This window comes from Bartonella sp. AA23NXGY, assembly GCF_042197165.1.
Taxonomy (GTDB): Bacteria; Pseudomonadota; Alphaproteobacteria; order Rhizobiales; family Rhizobiaceae; genus Bartonella.
This window is the reverse complement of sequence record NZ_JBHIRO010000008.1, coordinates 39,361-60,922: the sequence shown is the minus strand read 5'-3', so window position 1 is coordinate 60,922 and position 21,562 is coordinate 39,361. Positions and strand designations below refer to the sequence as shown.

The window sequence follows — 21,562 nt, the reverse complement described above, 5'->3', positions numbered from 1 at the left end:
CTAAACATTCAAAAAAACATTAATTTTATAAAATATTCACACAGTTTACTCAATTTCTTGAAATAGATTTAAAAAATAAATTTCTCTCACACCTTATGGTAAAGGGAGTGTGTACTGTCTCAGTCTGCCACAATACTCTCTTTATTTTTCAATAATACCGCACGCTAAACGTGCACCACCTCCGCCAAGCGGTAATGGTTTATCTGATTGATTATCAGCCCCTAAATGAATGACTAAAGAGCGCCCTTTAATTTCAGAGATTTTTTTTAATCGTGGAGCAAGAACGCTCATTATGGCATATCCCTGCTTATCAACATAAAGTGCTGGTAAATCACCAAGATGACCATTGACATTATAAGGTCCTAAATGTTTTCCGGTATGTTCCGGATCATAATGTCCACCTGCGCTTCCACCAATTATGCCATCTTTTGTATCACATGAAGGATTTACATGTACATGAAAACCATGCATTCCTTCTGATAAAGTAGATAAATTAGGGATGAAAATCAAACCGTATGTGGTTTCTTCAATTTTAATGCTACCAATAGCCTTTTTGGAATTGTTATATTCTAATTTATAAATATTTACTTGTTTTGATAGTGCTAATGCAGAATTTTTATGAATTAAAAATGCCATAAAAAACAATAATGATAATAATATTTTTTTCATAAAATACCTTTATACTTATATTTTAATATATTGTTGTCTATAAATAACAATCTATATTAATGATATATTATATAAATGTCTTAAATTTAACTTTAAGAAAAATAATTTACATAGAAATATTCTGTTATTAGAAAGAGCAAATAAATTAAAGTGTGTTTATATATATTTCTGAACATAACTTTTATTTTTTGATCTATAAAAAATACAGCTTTTATGGATGGATAATTATATCTCACTTACATTTCTTCAAGAGATGCTTTTAAAAAATCTACTTTTTGAGGTATAATAAGAAATTAAATAAGGAATTTTAGTAAGTTAGCTATTATTTCATTTACAATATGATGATCGTTTCATCAAAAAAAGAACATATAATTTGTTGATGATTTAATTGTTTTTCATAGAAAAAATGACGAGAAATTTCTATTCATTATGAAATTTATAAGAGAAAAAATTATTATGATTCATATAAATTTCCCAATAAAATACAGCATATACCGACACTCCCTCCCATTCCTGATCCTATCAGTGCTCCTATTATTATTCCGGAAGAAAGTGCTACTCCTATACCCATTGCGATAACTGGACCAAATCCTGGAAGAGCAATATAACCATAAGCTGCAAGAGTTGCCGCGATAGCTCCTGATATGCTACCATTTAAACCGCCAATGAAAGAAAATTCTTTAATAGAATGGCAGTACTTTTTTAATTTTTTTTTCTTACAGCTGTGAAAAGAAACGTTGCTGTAAGTTTTTAAATCAATCATATTCTTTTCTTTCATTTTGAATGCTAACTGTTCCTGAATAGTCAACGGATACGAAAAAATGGGACTTTTTAAATTTTACTAAAGCACGCCAGATACCATTGTCATCTAAGCGCAATCGTTTAATATTCTCAAAACCATTTTGCATAAGACAATTTTTAACTTGTGAAGCAGTAAATGAGTTCTGACCTATTTTAGTGACCTTTTGAGTAGAGCTATAGGTAAAGGTTTGACAATAAGGAAGGTGAAAAACTTCACTTATTGAAGTCGTGACTATCAACGAGACACATGCAATCATTATAAAAAAAGTACTTAATTTCAAAAAATTATTTAGTGTCATCTTGTTACCATTTGTTGAAACAACACTTCATTAACCTCTGTGTTACTAACAGGTTCCAAAGATGATTTTATTTTTAATATTATACTTAACAATAAAAATTTTTGAAAATATATTGATTAAATAAAACTGTTTTTATTTATTTTCTTATTAAAATTAATTTAATAAAATAAATTTTTCAAAACGGTATTATTTTTCATTTTATTTATAGTTCTAAATTTAACAGATATAATTTAGCAAGATATCTTTATAATTTAATTTGTAGTCTATAATTCAGTTTTCTCTTATTTCATATCAACATACTAAATATATATAATAATTTTTAATAAAAATAATTTACAGTTATATTAATTACACATGTTATTATTATAAATAAATCAAATAAATATAATTAATTATTTTAATATAATTTGTTACTTCTTAGAAAGAACAAAAATATTTTTTATATCAGTAATAGATATGATTCAAAATGCAATTTATTATTTTACGTTATTATCCATTATTGCTTAGTAGAGCTGTTTTGATGATTTTGTTGGAAATATTTGCATAATTTCCTTAAATCCATAACCGGGATACATTCCTTCGCGCATAAATAAATTACGTAATGGTGGGAAACTATGCAACAAACCAAGCCCAATGCTTCGTATGATATGAACAGGCAACATATGAGAAAGTAGAGCAGAGTTCAGTGTATGAACAGCTCCACTTCGGATTAATATATCTGGTTTGCGGCATTTGTTATAATGTGCAACAATCATTTCAGAGTTAGAATTGGATATTTTATTGGGTAAAATATCAATTAAAGTTTGGACATCACGGAATCCTAAATTCAATCCCTGTGCTCCAATAGGGGGAAAAACATGAGCGGCTTCACCCACTAAAATTGTTCGATTAGCAGCAAAATGATGAGAAAGAAGTCCGAAAAGCGGCCATACTTGAATTGATGTTTCTAAGCTTAGCTTTCCAAGCATTGATTGCATTTGGTTTTCGATCATTTTTGCAATTGTTTTTGGTTCTATATTTAATAATTCCTCAGCGCGAGAAGGATGAACAACCCATACAAGACTAGATCTTCGTCCTGGTAGTGGAACCTGTGTAAATGGACCGTGTTCTGTATGAAATTCAGTTGATGTATTTTGATGAGAAAACTCATGAGAAAAGTTGAGAACAAGTGCTTTTTGGGGATAATTCCACTGTTTGACACTTATCCCTGCTGCGGCACGTGTAAGAGAGTGACGTCCATCAGCTGCAACAACAAGTGGTGCTTGAATAATTCTATGATCAGCAAGAGTAATGCATACATGGTTTTTTGTGTGATGAACAGATTTGGCTGCAGAAACAAATCTTGTAATATTGGGCGTATGTGTAACAGCGTCGACTAAAGCACTGTTCAATTTTACATTAGGTATATTATAGCCAAAAGCTTTTTCGCCAATTTCAGTAGAAGAAAAATGCACCGTAGGAGCATGCACAATTCTAGAAGTTATATCTATAATTCTCATGGACGATAAAGCAGCTGCATGTTTTTGAAGATTATCCCAAATATTGAGTTTTTGAAGCATGCGTATTGCAGGCATCATAAGAGCCGTTGTCCGTAACTCATCTGTATGAGCAGGGGGCCCAACAAGAAAAACAGAAAGTCCCTTCTGTGCAAGACTCAGCGCGGCTAACATTCCGACAGGACCTGCACCAATAACAGCAATATCTTTATGCTCTTCCTTTTCAAATATCACAACGATTTGAACCTTTATTCATTGAGAAAATATTTTAACATTTCCAAATGATCTCTCTCTTTTTATTATATGAAGCTCTTCTATTATTATAGTATGTAATAAATAATGCGATATAAAAAAGTAACCTTTTTATGATTTTTTTAAATGCTGAGTTATATCATCGTTAAAAAATGGCGTATTGATAGATGGTTGAAGACTTTAAAAACGAGGATAAGAAAACCTTGAAACGTAAATTAACAAAGAAAATCAAAACAAATGCTAAATTATTACGCCATAAAAAAGTAACAATGCCACAAGCAAAGGCCTTTTCCGTTCATTTACTAACAGCTTCGGGATCATTTTTAGCGTTTCTTTCTCTTATATCAGCCTCTCAAAAAGAATGGACAGCTATGTTCTGTTGGCTTGGGCTTGCTCTTCTCGTTGATGGTATAGATGGACCAATTGCACGCAAACTTGATGTTAAGTACGTTCTTCCAACATGGTCTGGAGAGCTGTTAGATAATATTATTGATTACGTGACTTATGTCTTAATTCCTGCCTTTGCACTCTATCAAAGTGGTTTCATGGGGGTAGGGTTATCATTTTCATTGAGTGCAATTATTGTTATTTCATCTGCTATTTATTATGCAGATACTAGTATGAAAACCAAAGAAAACTTTTTTAAAGGATTTCCTGTTGTTTGGAATATGATGATTTTTACGCTTTTTGTCGTCAGACCAGGAGAGTGGATTACTTTTATCATTATTGTTCTATCGGCGATTATATCTTTTTTGCCAATTTATTTTATTCATCCAGTAAGAGTACTTCGTTTACGTAGAATTAATTTTCCCATTTTTCTCTTATGGTGTTTTTTTGGTATTTCTGCCTTCTTTTATCAACTAGAGGCTCCCTATTGGGTTAAAATAGGAATTTCGGTAACAGGAATTTATACATATTGTATTGGCGCAATCATGCAAATATTTCCTAAACTTGGGGCAAAAAGTATAAAAAAAACAATGAAATAATTGTTTTAAGAAGGGTGTGAGATGCGAATTAATTTTGGAGCAGATGATGATATTTCTTTTACGAAAGAAGGGCGTGCTGGTATTATAAAGCTCACACGTCCTTCAGCATTAAACGCTCTTAATCAACGAATGGTTTCAGCTTTAAAAAAAGCTCTCAGAACATGGGAAACAGATGATAATGTTTCTTGTGTCTTAATTGAAGGGGAAGGGCGTGCTTTTTGTGCTGGTGGAGATGTTGTAGAAATCTATCATATGGGGAAAAGTGCTGCTGCTTGTCAATACTTTAGAAATGAATATAGTTTAAATGCTTATATCAAACATTTTTCAAAGCCCTACATTTCTTTCTTAAACGGTATTTGGATGGGAGGAGGGATAGGTATTTCTCTCTATGGCTCGCATCGAATTGTTACAGAAAATACAGTTTTTGCTATGCCAGAAGGTGCGATTGGATTTTTCCCAGATGTAGGTGCAAGTTTTTTCTTACCATCTCTTCCCAATCATTTTGGTATCTATCTTGCATTAACGGGCGCACGTATAAAGTGGGGAGATTGCTTAAATTTAGGATTAGCAACACACGCCGTTGCTGAAACTGAATTCGATATGATTAGAAAAGCTGTTATTGAGCAAGGAGATCCTACTTTAGCTTTAAACGAGCGAGCAATTACAAAAGACTATGAAACAAGTCATGAAATACGTTGTATTATTAACACTTGTTTTAGTGCACATACCTTAGAAGAATGTCTTGAGTTGCTACATAAAAAAAGCAATGAAGATGTTTTATTTGCTAAAGAATGTTATGATATTTTGCAGTCACGTTCTCCGACAAGTTTAAAAGTTATCTGGAAACAAATGAAACAAAATTCATCTCAAACGTTGGAAGATTGTATGAAAATTGAAAACCGCATAGCGTATCATATGATTCATTCACATGATTTTTATGAAGGTATACGTGCTATGTTAATCGATAAGGATAAAAGACCTCAATGGCAACCAGATAAACTTTCAAATGTGACAGATGAAATGGTAGATTCTTACTTCCAACCTGTTGAACAAGAGTTATTATTGTGAAAAATAATTCTCACAAACAGATTTCAAAAATCAATTTAATCTATAACTGTTACTTACGGTTTTTGGCACTTATTTGCTTAGTTCTAGGTATTTGTTATTGGATACGTCTTGTTGGTGTTTTTCCAGGTATTCTATGGCGTTTTGATCTTATGCCTTGGCAGTGGCAATTTGCATCAGCTATATTGGCTATTCTCTATCCTATTGCCTTAGTTGGACTTTGGATGTATTCACTATGGGGTATCATTGTGTGGTGTATTGCAGCATTGATTGAAGCAATAACAATATATTATTCCGATTTTATTTATCAGCCATTTGTACCATTATTTCATGGAATATTGTTTTTAGCTTTTATAGTACTACAAATTGTAATTATTTTTTTTAAAAGAGTAAAAAATAAAAAAACATTGTGATTGAAATTTTCGAGCCAGAATAACAGGCTCGATTTTCGATCTTAGCTAACTTAAGTAGCTCATTTTAAAGCTTCGTTCCTCAAAACGCTGATGCTAGCTATACTTTTCCATAAAGTTCCATAATATATATTATGCGATAATATGATGCAGAAGATAAATCCTTTATCCAAAAAGAAAACCCTACTTTAAAACATCATCATAATATTTATATCATACAATTTACTTTTAAAATAAACTTTGGTCTTTAAGGTATATTCCTTAAAGACCAAAAATAGTGATAACGAAATTACCTATAATAAAATAAGAAAAATTACTGTACTATTTTACAACGTTTCATACGTGCAAGATCGCTTAAAACAGCATTACGATTATTTAAAGCCGAAATTTCATTACTTTCACTGGATTTAGTATCCATAAAAAACAAAGCAGGTACAAATACAACACTTGCTGCTGCTAAAGCCACGTTCTTATTTCTTGCTTTAGAACGCTCTGCAATTGTATCATTAATCTGACGTTTATTAGCAAAAAACTCCCGTTGAATATCGGCACAACTCATTGATCCGTCATGTAATGTTGTCGTTGCAATATTTTTTTCTAAACGCCCCCCACATGCTGTTAAGGAAACCGCTAAAACCACAATACATACACCCCGCTTAAAATTCTTATACATAAAAGCCTCATTTTTGACATAAAAAACACTAAATATGTCAAAAATGAAATAAAATAAAGGATAAATTTAAAAGTATTTTATTTAACTTAAATATTGCGCATAATAAGCTTATGCATCTGTTTCAAAAGTAAGACCTTGATATGCAGGTTTTACATAGGATGGAACGTAATTTATAACCTTATTGTAATCCAGCGATCTGTCCATATGTGTGAGTATTGCTTGTTTTGGCTTTAAATATTCTATCCACTGTAATGCTTGATCAACAGAAAAATGACTCGGATGGGATTTAAATTGAAGAGCTTCAATGATGAGAACATCCAAATCCATTAATTTGGATAAAGTTTTTTCAGGAAATTCACTAACATCCGTACAATAGGCAACGTTCCCAATCCGAAAACCTAAGGAATGAATGTTTCCGTGGTGTTGTAAATGTGTATTGACGCTTATTTCTCCGCCCTGCCCCTGAATAATAAATTGGCTATCTTCATTGATAAGATGCTCTTTTAAAATGGGAGAATAAGATGAATCTTTTGGAGTTTGAAAACAATATCCGAAAGCACTTTTGAGATGCTCTAGTGTAAATCTGTCGGCATAGATATCTATTAAACATTTTTGTGCAAGTGCATAGCTGCGTAAATCATCAATACCGTGGATATGGTCTGCATGAGAATGCGTGTAAAGAGCAGCATCAAGATGGCTTACACGCGCATCGATCATTTGTGAGCGAAAATCTGGACCTGTATCAATAACGATCGTTGTTTTGCCTCCTGAAGGTTTAATACGTTCAACTAATAAAGAACTTCTGTAGCGTTTATTTTTAGGGTTATTCGGATCACATGTTCCCCAATCACCATTAGGTCTTGGCACTCCTGGAGAAGGACCACAACCTAATATTGTAAATCGGTATTGATCACACATATCTTTTGCCTTATTTCATTTTGCTAAATAAACGAAAAGCATTACGCGTTGTTATTTGAGCTGTTTCTTCAATGCTTAAGCCAATTGTTTCAGCCAAAACAGCTGCTGTATAACATACAAAAGATGGTTCATTTGTTTTGCCTCGATGGGGACTAGGTGCTAAAAATGGAGCATCTGTTTCCACTAACAAATGCTCATGGGGCACAATTTTTGCTATTTCACGGATTTCAAGTGCGTTTTTAAAAGTAAGAATACCCGAAAAAGAAATATAACCACCAAGTTCAATTCCAGCACGAGCAAGTTGCATTCCAGACGAATAACAATGAAGGATAAAGGGAAAAGCTCCTTCTTTTATTTGTTCACGTAATATTTTCTCCATATCGATATCGGCATTGCGTGAATGTATAACAAGAGGAATCTGTGTTTCTCGAGAAGCAATGATATGTTCTTGAAAAACTTTCTTTTGCTCTTCTGGTGTAGAGTAATCATAATGATAATCAAGGCCCCCTTCCCCAAACGCAACAATTTTAGGATGATTCGAGAGCTGTATAAGCTCTTCCGCTGTAATATTTTGTTCTTCATGCGCGTGATTGGGGTGTGTTCCAACGGAACAAAAGACTTGATCATAGCTTTGCGCAATGGCTAACAGTTTATCTAACTTATAAACATGGGTTGAAATTGTTATCATACGTTTAACGTCAGCATCTAAAGCCCGTTGGATAACATTATCCAAATCTTGTGAAAAATCTTCAAAATCAAGATGACAATGTGTATCAATCAACATGATGAGTGTCTTCTTTCTTCAAGATATAACGAGGAAAAATTGGTTCTGGTGGTGGAAGATCAAGCCCTTCTTGAATTTTTGAATGACTTATATGATACAATAACCGATCATCTTCAGCAACCGCAAGGCTATCAAGAAGTTTCGTTGCTGATTGGGGTATGAAAGGCAAAAGCATAATTCCTATTCTCCGCAAGATTTCTACAGTTATATAAAGAACTGTAGAAAATCGTTCTCGATCGTTTTTACGTAAACTCCAAGGTTGTTCGTTGGCAAAATAGCGATTGGCATCTGCTACAATTGAAAAAATAGCTGAAAGTGCTAAATGCATACTATAAGAAGACATAGCTTGGTGTACAGTTTCAAGTACTTGAAGAGATTGTTCTAAAAGCTGTTTATCTTGAGCTAAAAATAAAGCTGGTTTCGGGACTTGTGCATTACAATTTTTGGCAATCATAGACAAACAGCGCTGTGCTAAATTACCAAGATCGTTAGCAAGATCAGCATTAATACGGTTCACAAGGCTTTCATGACTATAACTACCATCTTGTCCGAATGGCACTTCACGGAGAAGGAAATAACGGACCTGATCAAGACCATAATGATCAACCATTTCAAAAGGATCAACGACATTTCCAATAGATTTTGACATTTTTGCACCACGATTAAGTAAAAAACCATGGGCAAAAATATTTTTAGGCAATTCAATTCCAGCAGACATTAAAAATGCCGGCCAATAGACTGCATGAAAACGAATAATATCCTTACCAATAATATGCGTATTTGCAGGCCAAAAATCACGTTTTTTTGAATTTTCATTGAAAAAACCTATTGCTGATAGATAATTTGTAAGCGCATCAACCCAGACATACATCACGTGCTTTGGATTCTCAGGAACAGCAATTCCCCAGTTAAAACTTGCGCGTGAAATAGAGATATCTTTTAAACCTGATTTGATAAAACTTATAATTTCATTACGCCGCTCAAATGGAGCAATAAAATCAGGATGTTTTTCATAATATTCAAGAAGAGCCTTTTCATAATGAGAAAGTTTAAAAAAATAACTTTCTTCTTCATTCCATTCAACTGGAGAGCCTAATTCCTTCTCACGACGGATGTTGTCTGGTCCAACTTCCGTATCTTTTTCTTCATAATAGGCTTCTTGGCGAACCGAATACCACCCCGTATAACGACCGAGATAAATATCGCCATTTGCTTCCATCTTTTTCCAAATTTCTTGACAAGCTTGATAATGGCGTTCTTCTGTCGTACGGATAAAATCATCGTTAGAACAATTTAATACTGCAAGCATTTTTTGAAACACCGCACTATTACGATCTGCAAGCTGCTGAGGTGTCATGCCTAATGCAGCTGCGGTTTGTTGCATCTTGAGACCATGCTCATCTGTACCAGAAAGAAAAAATACATTTTTTCCGTTTAACCGTTGAAAGCGGGCTAAAACATCGCTTGCAATTGCACTATAAGCATGTCCAATATGTGGAGCACCATTAGGATAAAAAATGGGAGTTGTTATGTAATATGTGTCACGCATGTCATACTCGTTGTAAAACGCTATAAATAAAAGATATTATGACATAACGTTTGTTTATCGCATTGTCACGGAAAAACTAATCCTCATGAATGATCTTATGAACTTTAAAAAGCAAGTTAATAACAAACTGCTTTTTATCGAGATTAAACAGTTGTATTTCCTCTATTTCTTGATGAATCTCCCGCCATTTTTCCGCATATTTTTTTGAGAGAAATAAGTCTCCCTTTTCAACGAGCATGATAGCTTTTTTTTGAATTTTATTAAGAATTTCATCACAAAATTGTTGAAATTGGAATGTAGAAGAAACAGATGAAAATGTTTGTGCAAGAGTATGTACAATCATTGCGTTACAAACAGGTTTCTCTAGGAGAGCATCAATTGTTTTAATAATTTCAAAACCGCCATGGCAAACAAGTAAAGCAGCTTTTCGAGGACTTCCTTTAGATTTTTCAATAATCATTTCAATTGTTTTCTCATCAGGTAAATCCTGATTGGCGAAAATATGTGTAATAACTTTTTTCATTTCATCGTTATTCAAGGGACGAAAAGAGATTTTTTGACACCGTGAATGGATTGTTGGAAGCAATTTGCCAGAAGAATGCGCGATAATAACAAATAACGTTTTTGTAGGTGGTTCTTCAAGTATTTTAAGAATTGCATTTGCTGCATTTCTATTCATATCATCTGCAGAATCAACAATAACTATACGCCATCCATTTTCTTGTGATGTTCGGCTTAAAAAATGCATAATATCACGGATATCATCAACGAGTATTCCTGTTTTAAACTTTTGCGTTTTCACATCAAATCGACGTGAAATATACAAAAGACCAGGGTGACTTCCTTGTGTAATTTGGCGCCATGGGGTAGAATAAGGATCGGGTTTCAAGAAAGCACTCTGTTGAAAACTTAAAATGTTCCAAGCAAGATGAAAGGCTAATGTAGCCTTTCCAATCCCATATTCTCCTTCAAATAATAATGCATGATGTAAACGCTCTTCTTTAAGCATTTGTGTCAAAAAATGACGCACATCCTCATGACCAAAGATAACATTGTTCTGGGATGGTGATAAAATTGTATCAATATCATCATATTGGCGTAAGGTATTTAAATTACTCATGAAAGCTGATCCAACAATACCTGATGACAAATATTTTTTATTTGATGAGCAATAGCTTCCACTGAGCCAGTGGCATCAATGACTCGAAATCTATGGGGTTCTTGTTTGGCCAATTGAAGAAAAGCCTGACGTCTTTGTTCTTGAATTTCCAACTGATCTTTTTCAAAATAATCAATTTCTTCTGTTTTTTTTCTTCGTAAATTTGCACGCTTCATACCACACATTGCTGGCATATCTAATAAAAATGTTAAATGAGGCAAAATACCATTGAGCGCAATACACTCTAAAACAGAAAGAAGAGAAGAACTGACTCTATTATTGAGTCCTTGATAAACGCGTGTAGAATCAATAAAGCGGTCACATAAAACGATTTTACCTTTTTGCAAAGAAGGTGCAATAACTTCATGAAAATGGTCAGCGCGTGCAGCTGTAAACAAAACAGCTTCAATCAACGGTCCATACTGTTGCGTCTGCCCCGACAACAAAATATGCCGGATTGCTTCTGCTCCTGGCGTTCCTCCTGGTTCTCGTGTTGTAACAACATCATAACCTTGGTGAGAGAGAGACTCAGCAAGTAAAGAAATCTGCACCGTTTTTCCTACCCCCTCCCCTCCTTCGAATGTAATAAAATAACCTGACACGTATGACCTTAACCTTATTAGCGCGTAACTACAAATATTTCCGTAACCATCCAATTGTTATTTCATAGAATGCATTTTTTACTTTTGCAAAGAAACTTCCTTCCTGAATATTCATTCCGGCAAAAACTGGTTTTTCCAGAAGAACCTTTTTATCTTCTAAAATTTGAATAACACCAACTGATTGCCCAGAAACGATGGGGGCTTTCAATGGACCATGATATTTAATTTTTGCTTTAACATTTACTTTTTTTTCATTCGAAAGCATAAAACTTATTGGTGTTTTAACAATGAGTGGAACAAAATTTTTCTTACCACCGTAAACAGAAGCACGACCAACCGTTTCTTCTTTTGTGAAAATTGTTTTGAGATCAAATGCCGTCATCCCCCATTGAAGAATGCGTTCTATTTCTTTTGTATATTTTTTACCATCTTGCAAACCATTGATTGCTAAAAAAAGACGTCGATGATTTTTAGAAATGGTGGCAACCATTGAAAAACCTTCTTTTTCACTGTAGCCAAAACCAAATCCTTCTACACCAATTTCCTTAGAAATAAGAGGGTTTTTATTACGTTGAAAAATATTATTCCATGTAAAATGAGGCTCACAATAAAGTGCATAATAATCCGGATATTCCTGAACAATATGACGTGCTAATATAATCATATCACGCACAGTTACAAATTGTCCCTCTTCGGGTAGCCCTGTAGCATTAACAAAATGACTCTGAGATAATCCGATTATTTTTGCGCGCTGATTCATCAGTTTTACAAAATGATCTTCATGTCCTGATATTCCTTCAGCAAGAATAATAGCAGCATCATTTCCATTCACAATAATTAAACCACGTAAAAGATCAGAAACACTGATTTCTGTCTTTATCTTTGCAAACATAGTGGTTGTACCGGAAGGTGCTCCACCTTTGCGCCAAGCATTTTCACTGACCTTGAATTTCTGCGTACTTTTTAATAATCCTTTTTTTAATTGATGAAATACAACTTCTGCTGTCATCAATTTTACTAATGAAGCAGGAAAAAAAGGAATATCACTTTGTTTTTCATAAAGTATTGTCTCTGTATCATCATCGAGTAATAACAGTTGTGATGCGGAAGTTTGAAAATCTTGTGCTCTCCCCCACGTATCAAATGCCAATACTCCCCATAATATCAATAAGATCCTTAATGCTGTATACATAGCTGCTCCTCCCATCCCAAAGATCAACATAAAGAATCTTATATAGGAAAAAACTTTTTGATTTCTGAAAATTGAGGAATTATTTACAACTCATAAAAAGATTTTATTTTCATTTAGCTTTAGAAAAAATAATATGACACGTTTTTTATCTTCCATGTAGGTTCAATTTAACATTTTAAATGTATGAGAGACAAAAGATTTTTTCCTATTTTTATTGATAGTATTTTGATTTGTTATGATAAATTATCATTTTAAAATTGAAGCTAACTCAAAATACTGTAAGATTCTCTCATCCCCTCTTCTCATATTGAATTCATTAAAAATCGCTTACTTACGGGTCATAAGTAGGGTTCGTATATGGATAAAAATTATTAAAAAAGAGAGTAAAAATACTTCTTATAAACCTCTCAAGTGTTAAGAATTATCGCACAAAACATTGGGGGCTTGCAAAGTGTATGATGGTGTCGATTTATATCTTCATAAGAGTAAAGATGCTGATGTCTAAAGGCGTTAACAGTTATACCATTCACAGGCGCTGTCGCAAAATAGGCTTGTAGCGTGTTAAAGTATGTCTCTTTTAAATAAGTCCATGAATTGGCAATGTAAGTGTATTTTGTTTGAGACGCTCTGTTTTTCGTGAGGGAACTTACTCCATTAAAGAACATGATAAACAAAAGCATGAGATAATGCATAATCTTTTCATAAGATATTACCGTAGATACTTTAGAAAGATGCAAGGCCGAATCAAAAGAAAATATTTTTTTACTTGTTAAGCTTTTTATTCCTCTCAAATCGAGAGTACAAGTTGTTTTAGAGATTACACAAACAGACTGACACAATAATTTACCTTCGTCTAGCAAAAGCTATTACAGCAAGAAAAGTACACGCTTTATTAAGCAAGCAATATCATAAAACGACGAATAGACCAGCAATGGAGTGGAAAGGCCGTACTGAATTTATAATAATAGAACCCAACCACGCTTTTTGAAAAGGACAAAGCGCTTTAAGATAAAAATCCTACACTAAATCCGTAATTTCTTACCTTTTTTACTAGAAAATTATATAGATAAAAAATCAATGCATTTTTTCTTAAAACAGTTGTAGCCAATTAACCTTTGTTTTTTTGTTTAGCTTATTTATAGAAGCAACTTGATCGAATGGTATCGGCTTATCAACCATGATAGGACCAATTTCTGGCAATTTAACTGCAACAGTTTTATTACGTTGTTCTTGTTCAACAGCAGCTGCTTTAGCTAATTCTTTTTTGTTCCTTGTATTGCGCTGCTCTTTTAACAAAACAGTTTCTCTTTTTTTCGCAACATTTTCCGACGCTAATGAATATGGGGCAGCATTTCCAGGAGTATAAGAGGACATTAAATATGCAGCATCATAATAGCCAACAGGTGCTTCAGCAATATATTCTACTTTAACATCTGCGACCCCCCTATCTACATACCCCAATATTGCCGCAGCTTGCCTTGATAAATCAATGATTCTGTCTTTCATAAAAGGTCCGCGATCATTCACTCTAACAACGATTGAAGACCCATTTTTCAAATTAGTAACACGAGCATAGCTAGGTAAAGGCATTGTAGGATGAGCAGCAGTCAAAAGATTCATGTCATAAATTTCACCGTTGGCAGTTAAACGTCCATGAAAATCTGAACCATACCATGATGCTTCGCCAACACGTTTATAAGTTGGATCACTTTGAGGATAATACCACTTTCCTTTTATTTGATAAGGTTTACCAACAATCGCTCGTCCACGCTTTTTTTCTTCCGATTGATTCTTCTTATTAGATACTTGTTGAGGTAGTACAGAAGTGTTTACGTTAATTGGTTTATTATGATAGGAATCTTTTATTGAAAAATTCATAGTTTGGCTTGCGCAACAAGATACCAGTGACTGAGAAATGACGATCATAGAAAACAATTGAAGTGTTGGTTTAATCATAAAAGTAATTTTCTTTTTTCTATTTGAAGGCATCTATTCAGTCCACTTATTTCTGTTAAGTACTACTTGTAAAAACCACGTCACGCTTTTTGTACGCAACGGAAGAATTTACGTTTTTAAATGATTCCCCTCGCGCATATACCACTCTTGAATTGGCCCCTTCTATCAAGAAATTAACGTATTGTTAACCTTTTTATGGTTTTCATACAAAATAAATGTACTATAGTAGATGTTAAAAAGATTAAAATTTAAACAAATCAACATCTTATAGAAAATTCATTTCATAATATAAGTGTGAATAAGTGGTGATTTTAGCAACTGTTTTGCGAATCATGTAATGCAGTGGGTATTAAAAACCACCTATGGATTGAGAAAATTAGAAACCGCATGTGCTGCCAACGCAGGTACAACCCTATCCGTAAGTTTGTTGAAAATGGAGACAGCATAGCACCGCTCTATTCCAAAAACAGCTGATAGAAAATGACAGACTATAGAATCGATAAAAACTTCAAAAAGAATCAAAACAAAAAAGATTCTTAAATTTTTTATAGCCTATTGATATTACTTAAATTTGGTGAGCGCGCAGGGATTCGAACCCTGGACCTACTGATTAAAAGTCAGTTGCTCTACCAGCTGAGCTACGCGCTCTCACACAAGCTATCTAGTTTGCAGAAAGTGAAGGGAACATACGGTTGACTTTCCATTTGGTCAACACCTTTTGGAAAAAATATTATTATTTTCTTCAGTTATCAATAATTTTCCGTTTTCGCCCCTTTACTTCATCATTGTATAAGTACTCTTTAATCTTCTTTTTGAAGTTTCAATAAAGGAAAAATTTCACTGCAAAATATTGCATAGATTCGAAGCGTTAAAATTATGAGCAATACCCCCTTCCCCTCACATGGGTTGTTGAGCATAATGGGTAGAGAAGAAAAAATACCTTTTATTATAATATTATTTTTATATCTTTATATTTTAGTGTTTAATTTTCAAATATGAATACAGCTTTATAAGATAATATATTGATTTATAATAATTTATTATTTTTCACTTGAGTGAGAAGTCTCAAATACTGTAAGCTTATCTCATTTCAAATCTTTTTTATATTGAAACAATAAAAAGCATTTTCTTGACCAATATAAGTGAGAGAATAAAACTATAAAAAAGAAATGAAAATACCTTTTATGCCTCCTTTCAATAATCAAAATTTATCGTAACATTAGGGTTCATGAAAATAGTATATAGCAGTTGACACGTTAGACCTGAAAATGGAACAATGAGCAACAATGGCATTTTGAGAGTATAATTTTATTTATGCATAATGAATATATAACGAAAGCCAATTTATCCTATAGAATAAAGTAGATATGAAGCAAAATTTAGTCTCATTGAAAATATCCCGAATGACTATAAATTGTGCTCACTATTAGAGCTGTAGATAATTTTACTAAGAATAAAAAAGCAGAAATAATATGCAGTATGTAAAATGATTTTAAATACCCATAGAGAGTTCTAAATATATAGAATGCCTTCTATTTAACTTTTTTATATCAGAAATTACAAAACATGTAGATATATTTTTAGAAGAAAAGGATAATACTGGTCATAAAATTTGGTGTTATATAATTCAGTCAGAACTATAAAGTATTTTATACATTATTTAATATTAATGTAGCTATATAGCTATATAAATAATAATTTAAATATATCTATAAATAAAAATATTGCTTTATTAAACGATAAGATCAAAAACAAAGAAAATAATTTTGATTTGGCGATAAAAATTGTAAAAGTGTTATATATACATGTATTTTTACTTTACTAATTTTTATTATTTTGATTGGAATATTGAATGCTAACATGTAAACAGTATGAGCTACTCTTGTTTATTCATAACCATATAAAAGAAACTGGTGTTCCTCCTTCTTTTGAAGAAATGAAAAATGCATTAGAGCTTTCTTCAAAGTCTGGTATTCATAAGCTCATTATAGCCTTAGAACAAAGAGGTTTTATACGTCGTTTGCCCAATCGTGCTCGTGCTGTGGAGGTGATTCGACTTCCTGAGAAAATAACATTTAACCTTTCTTTAGCACGTAAAATTTCTCCCAGTATAATAGAAAGAAATAAAAGGGAAATATCAAAAAGCTTGAGTCCCTTTGATGAAGAAGAAAAAAAAAATATCACCATTCCTATTATGGGACGTATTTCTGCAAGCGTACCCGCCTCTGCTATACTGCAACAAATAAACAGCCTTTCTCTTCCACTCGATATGGTTAATACAGGTGAGCACTACGCATTAGAAGTTAAAGATGATTCTATGATGGAGGCTGGTATCTTTGATAAAGATACGATCATTGTAAAACGTCAAAATACAGCAATAACAGGTGAAATTATTGTTGCGTTTATTGATAAAAAAGAAGCCACATTAAAACGTTATCGACGCAAAGGAGCTTCTATTGCATTAGAAGCCGCAAATCCTCATTATGAAGTACGGACATACGAATCCGAGCGTATAGAAATACAAGGAAAACTTACCGGACTTATTCGCAAATATTAAAAAATAAACCTTATAGTACGCGATAGATATCGCAATAAGAAGCTGTTGAGTATTTTTTTTATTGTGCCACACGCAATTGACTTCTTCTCCACAGCCAAAGGATGCCCCCAATTCGGTTTATAAACAATCCAGATCCTTATCGAGCAGGTTTCACTTTCCCTTCCCTCCATGTTCTTCACTTAATGCAAGGCTTGACAAGTAAGTTTTAAAATATTCACCACGTACTTTGAAAAGAACTTAAATGCTTTGAAGGAAGCTGTCTTATATCATCATCCTCAATAACGGAATTTTACGATATAATAAGACAAAATTGTATGCATGCATAAAAACACATAAAATTTTGTAGAAAAAAATCAAATAACTTTGTAACAGATTGTATTGCATAGGTATAAAAATAAAGAACATTATTTTTAAATTAATAAAAGCGTAACTCAATCATTCATAGTAATTGTAGGATCATCATGGTAGCACCTCGTATTAGTTTTGTCTCCCTCGGATGCCCAAAAGCACTCGTAGATTCTGAGCGAATTATTACACGCCTTCGCTCTGAAGGGTATGAGATTTCACGTCAACATCAAGGAGCTGATGTCGTTATTGTGAATACCTGTGGTTTTCTTGACTCGGCAAGGAGAGAATCATTAGCCAATATTGATGAAGCTCTTAAAAAAAATGGAAAAGTTATTGTAACAGGGTGTCTTGGTGCTGATCCTGATGCTATTCGCCAAACATATCCTAATGTATTGGCTATTACAAAACCGCAAGCTTATGAAAGCGTTATAGAAGCTGTTCATACAGCAATTCCTCCTGTTCATGATCCTTTTCTTGATTTAGTTCCTCCCCAAGGTATTCGTTTAACACCTCGCCATTACGCCTACTTAAAGATTTCTGAAGGATGCTCTAATCGGTGTAGTTTTTGTATCATCCCTACTTTGCGTGGTGATCTCACTTCACGTCCCATCAGCGATGTTCTTCGTGAAGCTGAAAAACTCGTGCAAGCGGGTGTAAAAGAACTTTTGGTTATTTCACAGGATACGAGTGCTTATGGTGTTGATCTTAAATATCTCGAAAATTCTTGGAAAGATCGTACAATCAAAACTAAATTCTTTGATCTTTGTCGCGAACTAGGCGATATGGGTATTTGGGTACGTATGCATTACGTTTATCCTTATCCCCATGTTGATGAAGTTATCGAACTTATGGCTGCAAAAAAAATTCTTCCTTATCTGGATATACCTTTTCAGCATGTATCACCAACTGTTTTGCGTCACATGAAGCGTCCCGCACTTATGGAAAAAACAAACCGTAAAATTGAAAAATGGCGGAAAATATGTCCAGATCTTACTTTGCGATCAACATTTATCGTTGGTTTTCCTGGTGAAACGAATGAAGATTTTAATATACTTCTAGAATGGCTAGAAGAAGCAAAAATTGAACGCGCGGGGTGCTTTAAATATGAAGAAGTAAAAGGAGCTGCCGCAAATGATTTGGGATTAGAAAATATTCCTGAAGAGGTGAAAGAAAACCGCTGGCATCGTTTTATGGCAAAACAACAACAAATTTCTACACATCTTTTAAAGAAAAAAATTGGAAAAAGACTCCGAGTGCTTATCGATGAAAGTCAAGGAAAAGTTGCCAAAGGACGTAGTCAGTACGATGCTCCAGAAATAGATGGTGTTGTCCATATATCATCACGACGCCCACTGCGTGTTGGTGAATTTGTCACCGTTAAAATCGAACAATCGGATGCCTATGACCTTTATGGTATAGCAGTTTAAAAATTTAACTCCTTCCCTGTCCTCAATGATGAAGATTTCTATCAGCATTGGTTTATAAAAAAGCGATTTTTCATAACAAGAACCGATCATGTAACTCACTTCATGAGAATTTACGAGCAATCCTTACTCTGAGTGTTTGCTATACACTCCCAAAATACCAAGCAGTTATATATTCTCTTAATTTAATGCCTTAAATGACGGTGACGGCGGCGCAACAGAATAAAATAAAATCCACAAGGTACACCATTTTTAATTAACAAAAGAGCAAATCGACAATCGTACTATTTTCCTATTTTTGATATTGCGACAGTCATTGGTTAGTGAAAGGAAACTTTTTTCAAGAGTGTTTTATGCACACAAGAATTTCCTTTGTGATATGCAAACGGATATTTTTTATGGAAGCAATATAAGAGAATTTGAAACAAAACAATCTGACGATATTTAAATGAAAAAAATAAATTATCATTATAAATAAGTATCTTATCTTAAACTCTTTAAACTTATTTTTAAAATATCTAATTTTTATTAACACGTTTTAAAATCAAAGAATTTCTTATCAAGCAAATGACTTGGGCGTACATTTGTTAAAGCGCGAATCATCGTATCTTTACGTCCTGGCATTTGTCTTTCTATATTTTTCAGCATTTCTTTCATTGCATTACGTTGTAATCCATCTTGACTACCGCAAAGATTACAAGGAATAATTGGAAATTGCATTTCTTGAGAAAATTTTTCCATATCTTCCTCAGCAGCATAAACAAGAGGACGTAATACAAAAAGATCTCCTTCATCATTTTTAAGTTTTCCAGGCATGGCAGCTAATCGGCCACCGTGAAACAAATTCATAAAAAATGTTTCTAAAACATCATCACGATGATGACCTAAAACTAATGCAGAACATCCCTCTTCACGTGCAATACGATAGAGATTACCACGTCGTAATCGAGAACAAAGTGAACAATATGTCTGCGACTCTGCCAATTTATCTGTAACAATGGAATAAGTATCCTGATATTCAATACGATATGGAATTTTATAAGAACTTAAAAAGTCTGGAAGAATATGCTTAGGAAATCCTGGGTGCCCTTGATCAAGATTACAGGCTAGAATTTCAACGGATAAAAGACCTCGCCACTTTAAGTCTAAAAGAAGCGCTAATAAACCATAAGAGTCTTTTCCACCCGATAAAGCAACAAGCCATTTTTTCCCTGTAGAGAGCATAGAAAAATCATCCAAAGCTTGTCGCATATGACGTAAAAGTCGTTTGCGCAATTTATTAAATTCTACGCTTGAAGGAGCAACACGAAACATTGGATGACAATTATCTGCTTCGCTTATTAAAGGATCATCTCTCCCTTTGTTTTCTTCTATTGCCTGATATTCAACTGAAACATCATTCATAATACCATATCCTGCACAATAAACGGCTCGTTTTGCAAAGATAAAAACAAATATTAAAGCAAGCTTACATTTATGTTTTTTGAATTTATAAATTAGATACACAAAAAAGAAATGGAACTATACAAATTTATGACTATAAAACATAGCAATAAACTTAATATAGAACCATTTACAAAAAGAACTTATTAACTTCAAATATTGTAAGAATAACATAATATTTTGAAGTTATCATAATAGAAGAGAGAAACAATTTCTCTTACAGAAAAATTATCGAGAATAAAATTCAACAACCAGATTAGGTTCCATTTGCACAGCATAAGGAACATCTGCAAAAGCAGGAATACGTGTAAAGGTTGCTTTCATCTGTTTATGATCTGCTTCAATATAATCAGGGACATCACGTTCTGCCAATTGCACTGATTCTAACACTAAAACAAGTTGTTTCGATTTTTCCCGAACCTCAATAACATCACCGGGTTTACAACGATAAGATTGAATGTTTGTGCGCCGCCCATTGACATTAACATGACCGTGATTGATAAATTGGCGAGAAGCAAAAATCGTAGGTACGAATTTTGCACGATAAACAACAGCATCCAAACGTGATTCTAACAGACCGATAAGATTTTCACCAGTATCGCCCCGTCGACGAGCAGCTTCTTCATAGGTTTTATGAAATTGTTTTTCTGAAATATCTCCATAAAACCCTTTCAATTTCTGTTTAGCGCGCAACTGCACCCCATAGTCAGAAAGTTTTCCTTTACGACGCTGTCCATGCTGACCTGGACCATAATCACGACGATTGACAGGAGATTTTGGACGCCCCCAAATATTTTCTCCCATACGACGGTCAATTTTATACTTTGTTGTTTCGCGTTTACTCATCGCATTTCCTTATAAAATAAAACACGAGATCTTAAGACCCCAAGGAAACGCGCCCTCCTCTGCCTTTAAATACTAAAGACTGACAGAATACCTTAACATATCAATATGCAAAGTTATCCACGGGACACGTCAA

General features: G+C 33.5%; 19 protein-coding genes and 1 tRNA gene. 5 read left to right on the top strand and 15 right to left on the bottom strand.

The features are described 5' to 3' along the window. Positions 1-141: 141 nt before the first annotated feature. From sodC to ACFINY_RS05750, 4 genes are all read right to left on the bottom strand, one after another. The gene (sodC, locus tag ACFINY_RS05765; RefSeq protein WP_375632234.1) at positions 142-669 is read right to left on the bottom strand and encodes a superoxide dismutase [Cu-Zn] SodC; all 528 of its coding nucleotides are present in this window, start codon (positions 667-669) and stop codon (positions 142-144) included. A gap of 454 nt (positions 670-1,123) precedes the next feature. Further along, positions 1,124-1,447: a hypothetical protein gene (locus ACFINY_RS05760; protein ID WP_375628109.1), complete on the bottom strand. Its 324-nt coding sequence runs from the start codon at positions 1,445-1,447 to the stop codon at positions 1,124-1,126. Then, a complete protein-coding gene (locus tag ACFINY_RS05755; protein WP_375611907.1) occupies positions 1,425-1,769 on the bottom strand; it encodes a hypothetical protein in 345 nt (114 codons plus the stop codon). The genes ACFINY_RS05760 and ACFINY_RS05755 overlap by 23 nt, the downstream gene beginning before the upstream one ends. 503 nt (positions 1,770-2,272) lie before the next feature. Continuing rightward, positions 2,273-3,499 (bottom strand): UbiH/UbiF family hydroxylase, encoded by a 1,227-nt coding sequence (locus ACFINY_RS05750; protein ID WP_375611908.1) that lies wholly within the window; start codon positions 3,497-3,499, stop codon positions 2,273-2,275. Between the two features lie 185 nt (positions 3,500-3,684). Between ACFINY_RS05750 and pcsA the strand changes: the two genes are divergently transcribed. The 3 genes from pcsA to ACFINY_RS05735 are packed head-to-tail and all read left to right on the top strand — an operon-like array spanning position 3,685 to position 5,981. Next, positions 3,685-4,503, top strand: coding sequence for a phosphatidylcholine synthase (gene pcsA, locus ACFINY_RS05745; protein ID WP_375611909.1), 819 nt, complete (start codon positions 3,685-3,687; stop codon positions 4,501-4,503). 21 nt (positions 4,504-4,524) lie between these two features. Beyond that, the gene (locus ACFINY_RS05740) at positions 4,525-5,571 is read left to right on the top strand and encodes an enoyl-CoA hydratase/isomerase family protein (protein WP_375700919.1); all 1,047 of its coding nucleotides are present in this window, start codon (positions 4,525-4,527) and stop codon (positions 5,569-5,571) included. Beyond that, the gene (locus tag ACFINY_RS05735; protein ID WP_375611911.1) at positions 5,568-5,981 is read left to right on the top strand and encodes a DUF6163 family protein; all 414 of its coding nucleotides are present in this window, start codon (positions 5,568-5,570) and stop codon (positions 5,979-5,981) included. The genes ACFINY_RS05740 and ACFINY_RS05735 overlap by 4 nt, the downstream gene beginning before the upstream one ends. Positions 5,982-6,291: 310 nt before the next feature. Here the strand turns inward: ACFINY_RS05735 and ACFINY_RS05730 are convergent, their stop codons facing one another. The 9 genes from ACFINY_RS05730 to ACFINY_RS05690 form a co-directional block, all read right to left on the bottom strand. After that, a complete protein-coding gene (locus ACFINY_RS05730) occupies positions 6,292-6,651 on the bottom strand; it encodes a hypothetical protein (protein ID WP_273791051.1) in 360 nt (119 codons plus the stop codon). A gap of 108 nt (positions 6,652-6,759) precedes the next feature. Further along, entirely contained in the window at positions 6,760-7,569 is an 810-nt protein-coding gene (locus tag ACFINY_RS05725) for an MBL fold metallo-hydrolase (protein ID WP_375611912.1), read from the bottom strand. Between the two features lie 10 nt (positions 7,570-7,579). Continuing rightward, the gene (locus tag ACFINY_RS05720) at positions 7,580-8,353 is read right to left on the bottom strand and encodes a TatD family hydrolase (protein ID WP_375611913.1); all 774 of its coding nucleotides are present in this window, start codon (positions 8,351-8,353) and stop codon (positions 7,580-7,582) included. After that, positions 8,343-9,902, bottom strand: coding sequence for a methionine--tRNA ligase (gene metG, locus ACFINY_RS05715; RefSeq protein ID WP_375611914.1), 1,560 nt, complete (start codon positions 9,900-9,902; stop codon positions 8,343-8,345). Before metG ends, ACFINY_RS05720 begins: the two co-directional genes overlap by 11 nt. Before the next feature lie 76 nt (positions 9,903-9,978). Continuing rightward, positions 9,979-11,022, bottom strand: a complete 1,044-nt coding sequence (locus tag ACFINY_RS05710; protein WP_375700918.1) for a DNA polymerase III subunit delta' — start codon at positions 11,020-11,022, stop codon at positions 9,979-9,981. After that, a complete protein-coding gene (gene tmk / locus ACFINY_RS05705; protein ID WP_375613423.1) occupies positions 11,019-11,663 on the bottom strand; it encodes a dTMP kinase in 645 nt (214 codons plus the stop codon). The genes ACFINY_RS05710 and tmk overlap by 4 nt, the downstream gene beginning before the upstream one ends. A gap of 28 nt (positions 11,664-11,691) precedes the next feature. After that, positions 11,692-12,855 (bottom strand): D-alanyl-D-alanine carboxypeptidase family protein, encoded by a 1,164-nt coding sequence (locus tag ACFINY_RS05700; protein WP_375700917.1) that lies wholly within the window; start codon positions 12,853-12,855, stop codon positions 11,692-11,694. A gap of 1,089 nt (positions 12,856-13,944) precedes the next feature. After that, the gene (locus tag ACFINY_RS05695; RefSeq protein ID WP_375610370.1) at positions 13,945-14,844 is read right to left on the bottom strand and encodes a septal ring lytic transglycosylase RlpA family protein; all 900 of its coding nucleotides are present in this window, start codon (positions 14,842-14,844) and stop codon (positions 13,945-13,947) included. A 539-nt stretch (positions 14,845-15,383) separates the two neighbouring features. After that, positions 15,384-15,459, bottom strand: a tRNA-Lys gene (locus tag ACFINY_RS05690). A 1,204-nt stretch (positions 15,460-16,663) separates the two neighbouring features. Here ACFINY_RS05690 and lexA point away from each other — a divergent pair. Further along, positions 16,664-17,368 carry a transcriptional repressor LexA gene (gene lexA / locus ACFINY_RS05685; RefSeq protein ID WP_375611918.1) on the top strand — a complete coding sequence of 235 codons (705 nt, stop codon included), beginning with the start codon at positions 16,664-16,666 and terminating at the stop codon, positions 17,366-17,368. A gap of 461 nt (positions 17,369-17,829) precedes the next feature. After that, complete coding sequence (rimO, locus tag ACFINY_RS05680) at positions 17,830-19,143, top strand: 30S ribosomal protein S12 methylthiotransferase RimO (protein ID WP_375700916.1); 1,314 nt, start codon at positions 17,830-17,832, stop codon at positions 19,141-19,143. 525 nt (positions 19,144-19,668) lie between these two features. Here rimO and ttcA read toward each other — a convergent pair. Together ttcA and rpsD are read right to left on the bottom strand one after the other, a co-directional pair. Further along, positions 19,669-20,544, bottom strand: coding sequence for a tRNA 2-thiocytidine(32) synthetase TtcA (gene ttcA / locus ACFINY_RS05675; protein WP_375628128.1), 876 nt, complete (start codon positions 20,542-20,544; stop codon positions 19,669-19,671). A gap of 267 nt (positions 20,545-20,811) precedes the next feature. Next, positions 20,812-21,429: a 30S ribosomal protein S4 gene (gene rpsD / locus ACFINY_RS05670; protein WP_273722651.1), complete on the bottom strand. Its 618-nt coding sequence runs from the start codon at positions 21,427-21,429 to the stop codon at positions 20,812-20,814. Positions 21,430-21,562: the final 133 nt, after the last annotated feature.

Coding starts and splice junctions, on each gene's coding strand:
- rimO (WP_375700916.1), top strand. CDS start 17,830: ATGGTAGCACCTCGTATTAGTTTTGTCTCCCTCGGATGCCCAAAAGCA.
- ACFINY_RS05695 (WP_375610370.1), bottom strand. CDS start 14,844: ATGCCTTCAAATAGAAAAAAGAAAATTACTTTTATGATTAAACCAACA.
- ACFINY_RS05710 (WP_375700918.1), bottom strand. CDS start 11,022: ATGAGTAATTTAAATACCTTACGCCAATATGATGATATTGATACAATT.
- metG (WP_375611914.1), bottom strand. CDS start 9,902: ATGCGTGACACATATTACATAACAACTCCCATTTTTTATCCTAATGGT.
- ACFINY_RS05700 (WP_375700917.1), bottom strand. CDS start 12,855: ATGTATACAGCATTAAGGATCTTATTGATATTATGGGGAGTATTGGCA.
- ACFINY_RS05725 (WP_375611912.1), bottom strand. CDS start 7,569: ATGTGTGATCAATACCGATTTACAATATTAGGTTGTGGTCCTTCTCCA.
- sodC (WP_375632234.1), bottom strand. CDS start 669: ATGAAAAAAATATTATTATCATTATTGTTTTTTATGGCATTTTTAATT.
- ttcA (WP_375628128.1), bottom strand. CDS start 20,544: ATGAATGATGTTTCAGTTGAATATCAGGCAATAGAAGAAAACAAAGGG.
- ACFINY_RS05720 (WP_375611913.1), bottom strand. CDS start 8,353: ATGTTGATTGATACACATTGTCATCTTGATTTTGAAGATTTTTCACAA.
- ACFINY_RS05740 (WP_375700919.1), top strand. CDS start 4,525: ATGCGAATTAATTTTGGAGCAGATGATGATATTTCTTTTACGAAAGAA.
- pcsA (WP_375611909.1), top strand. CDS start 3,685: ATGGTTGAAGACTTTAAAAACGAGGATAAGAAAACCTTGAAACGTAAA.
- lexA (WP_375611918.1), top strand. CDS start 16,664: ATGCTAACATGTAAACAGTATGAGCTACTCTTGTTTATTCATAACCAT.
- rpsD (WP_273722651.1), bottom strand. CDS start 21,429: ATGAGTAAACGCGAAACAACAAAGTATAAAATTGACCGTCGTATGGGA.
- ACFINY_RS05755 (WP_375611907.1), bottom strand. CDS start 1,769: ATGACACTAAATAATTTTTTGAAATTAAGTACTTTTTTTATAATGATT.
- ACFINY_RS05760 (WP_375628109.1), bottom strand. CDS start 1,447: ATGAAAGAAAAGAATATGATTGATTTAAAAACTTACAGCAACGTTTCT.
- ACFINY_RS05730 (WP_273791051.1), bottom strand. CDS start 6,651: ATGTATAAGAATTTTAAGCGGGGTGTATGTATTGTGGTTTTAGCGGTT.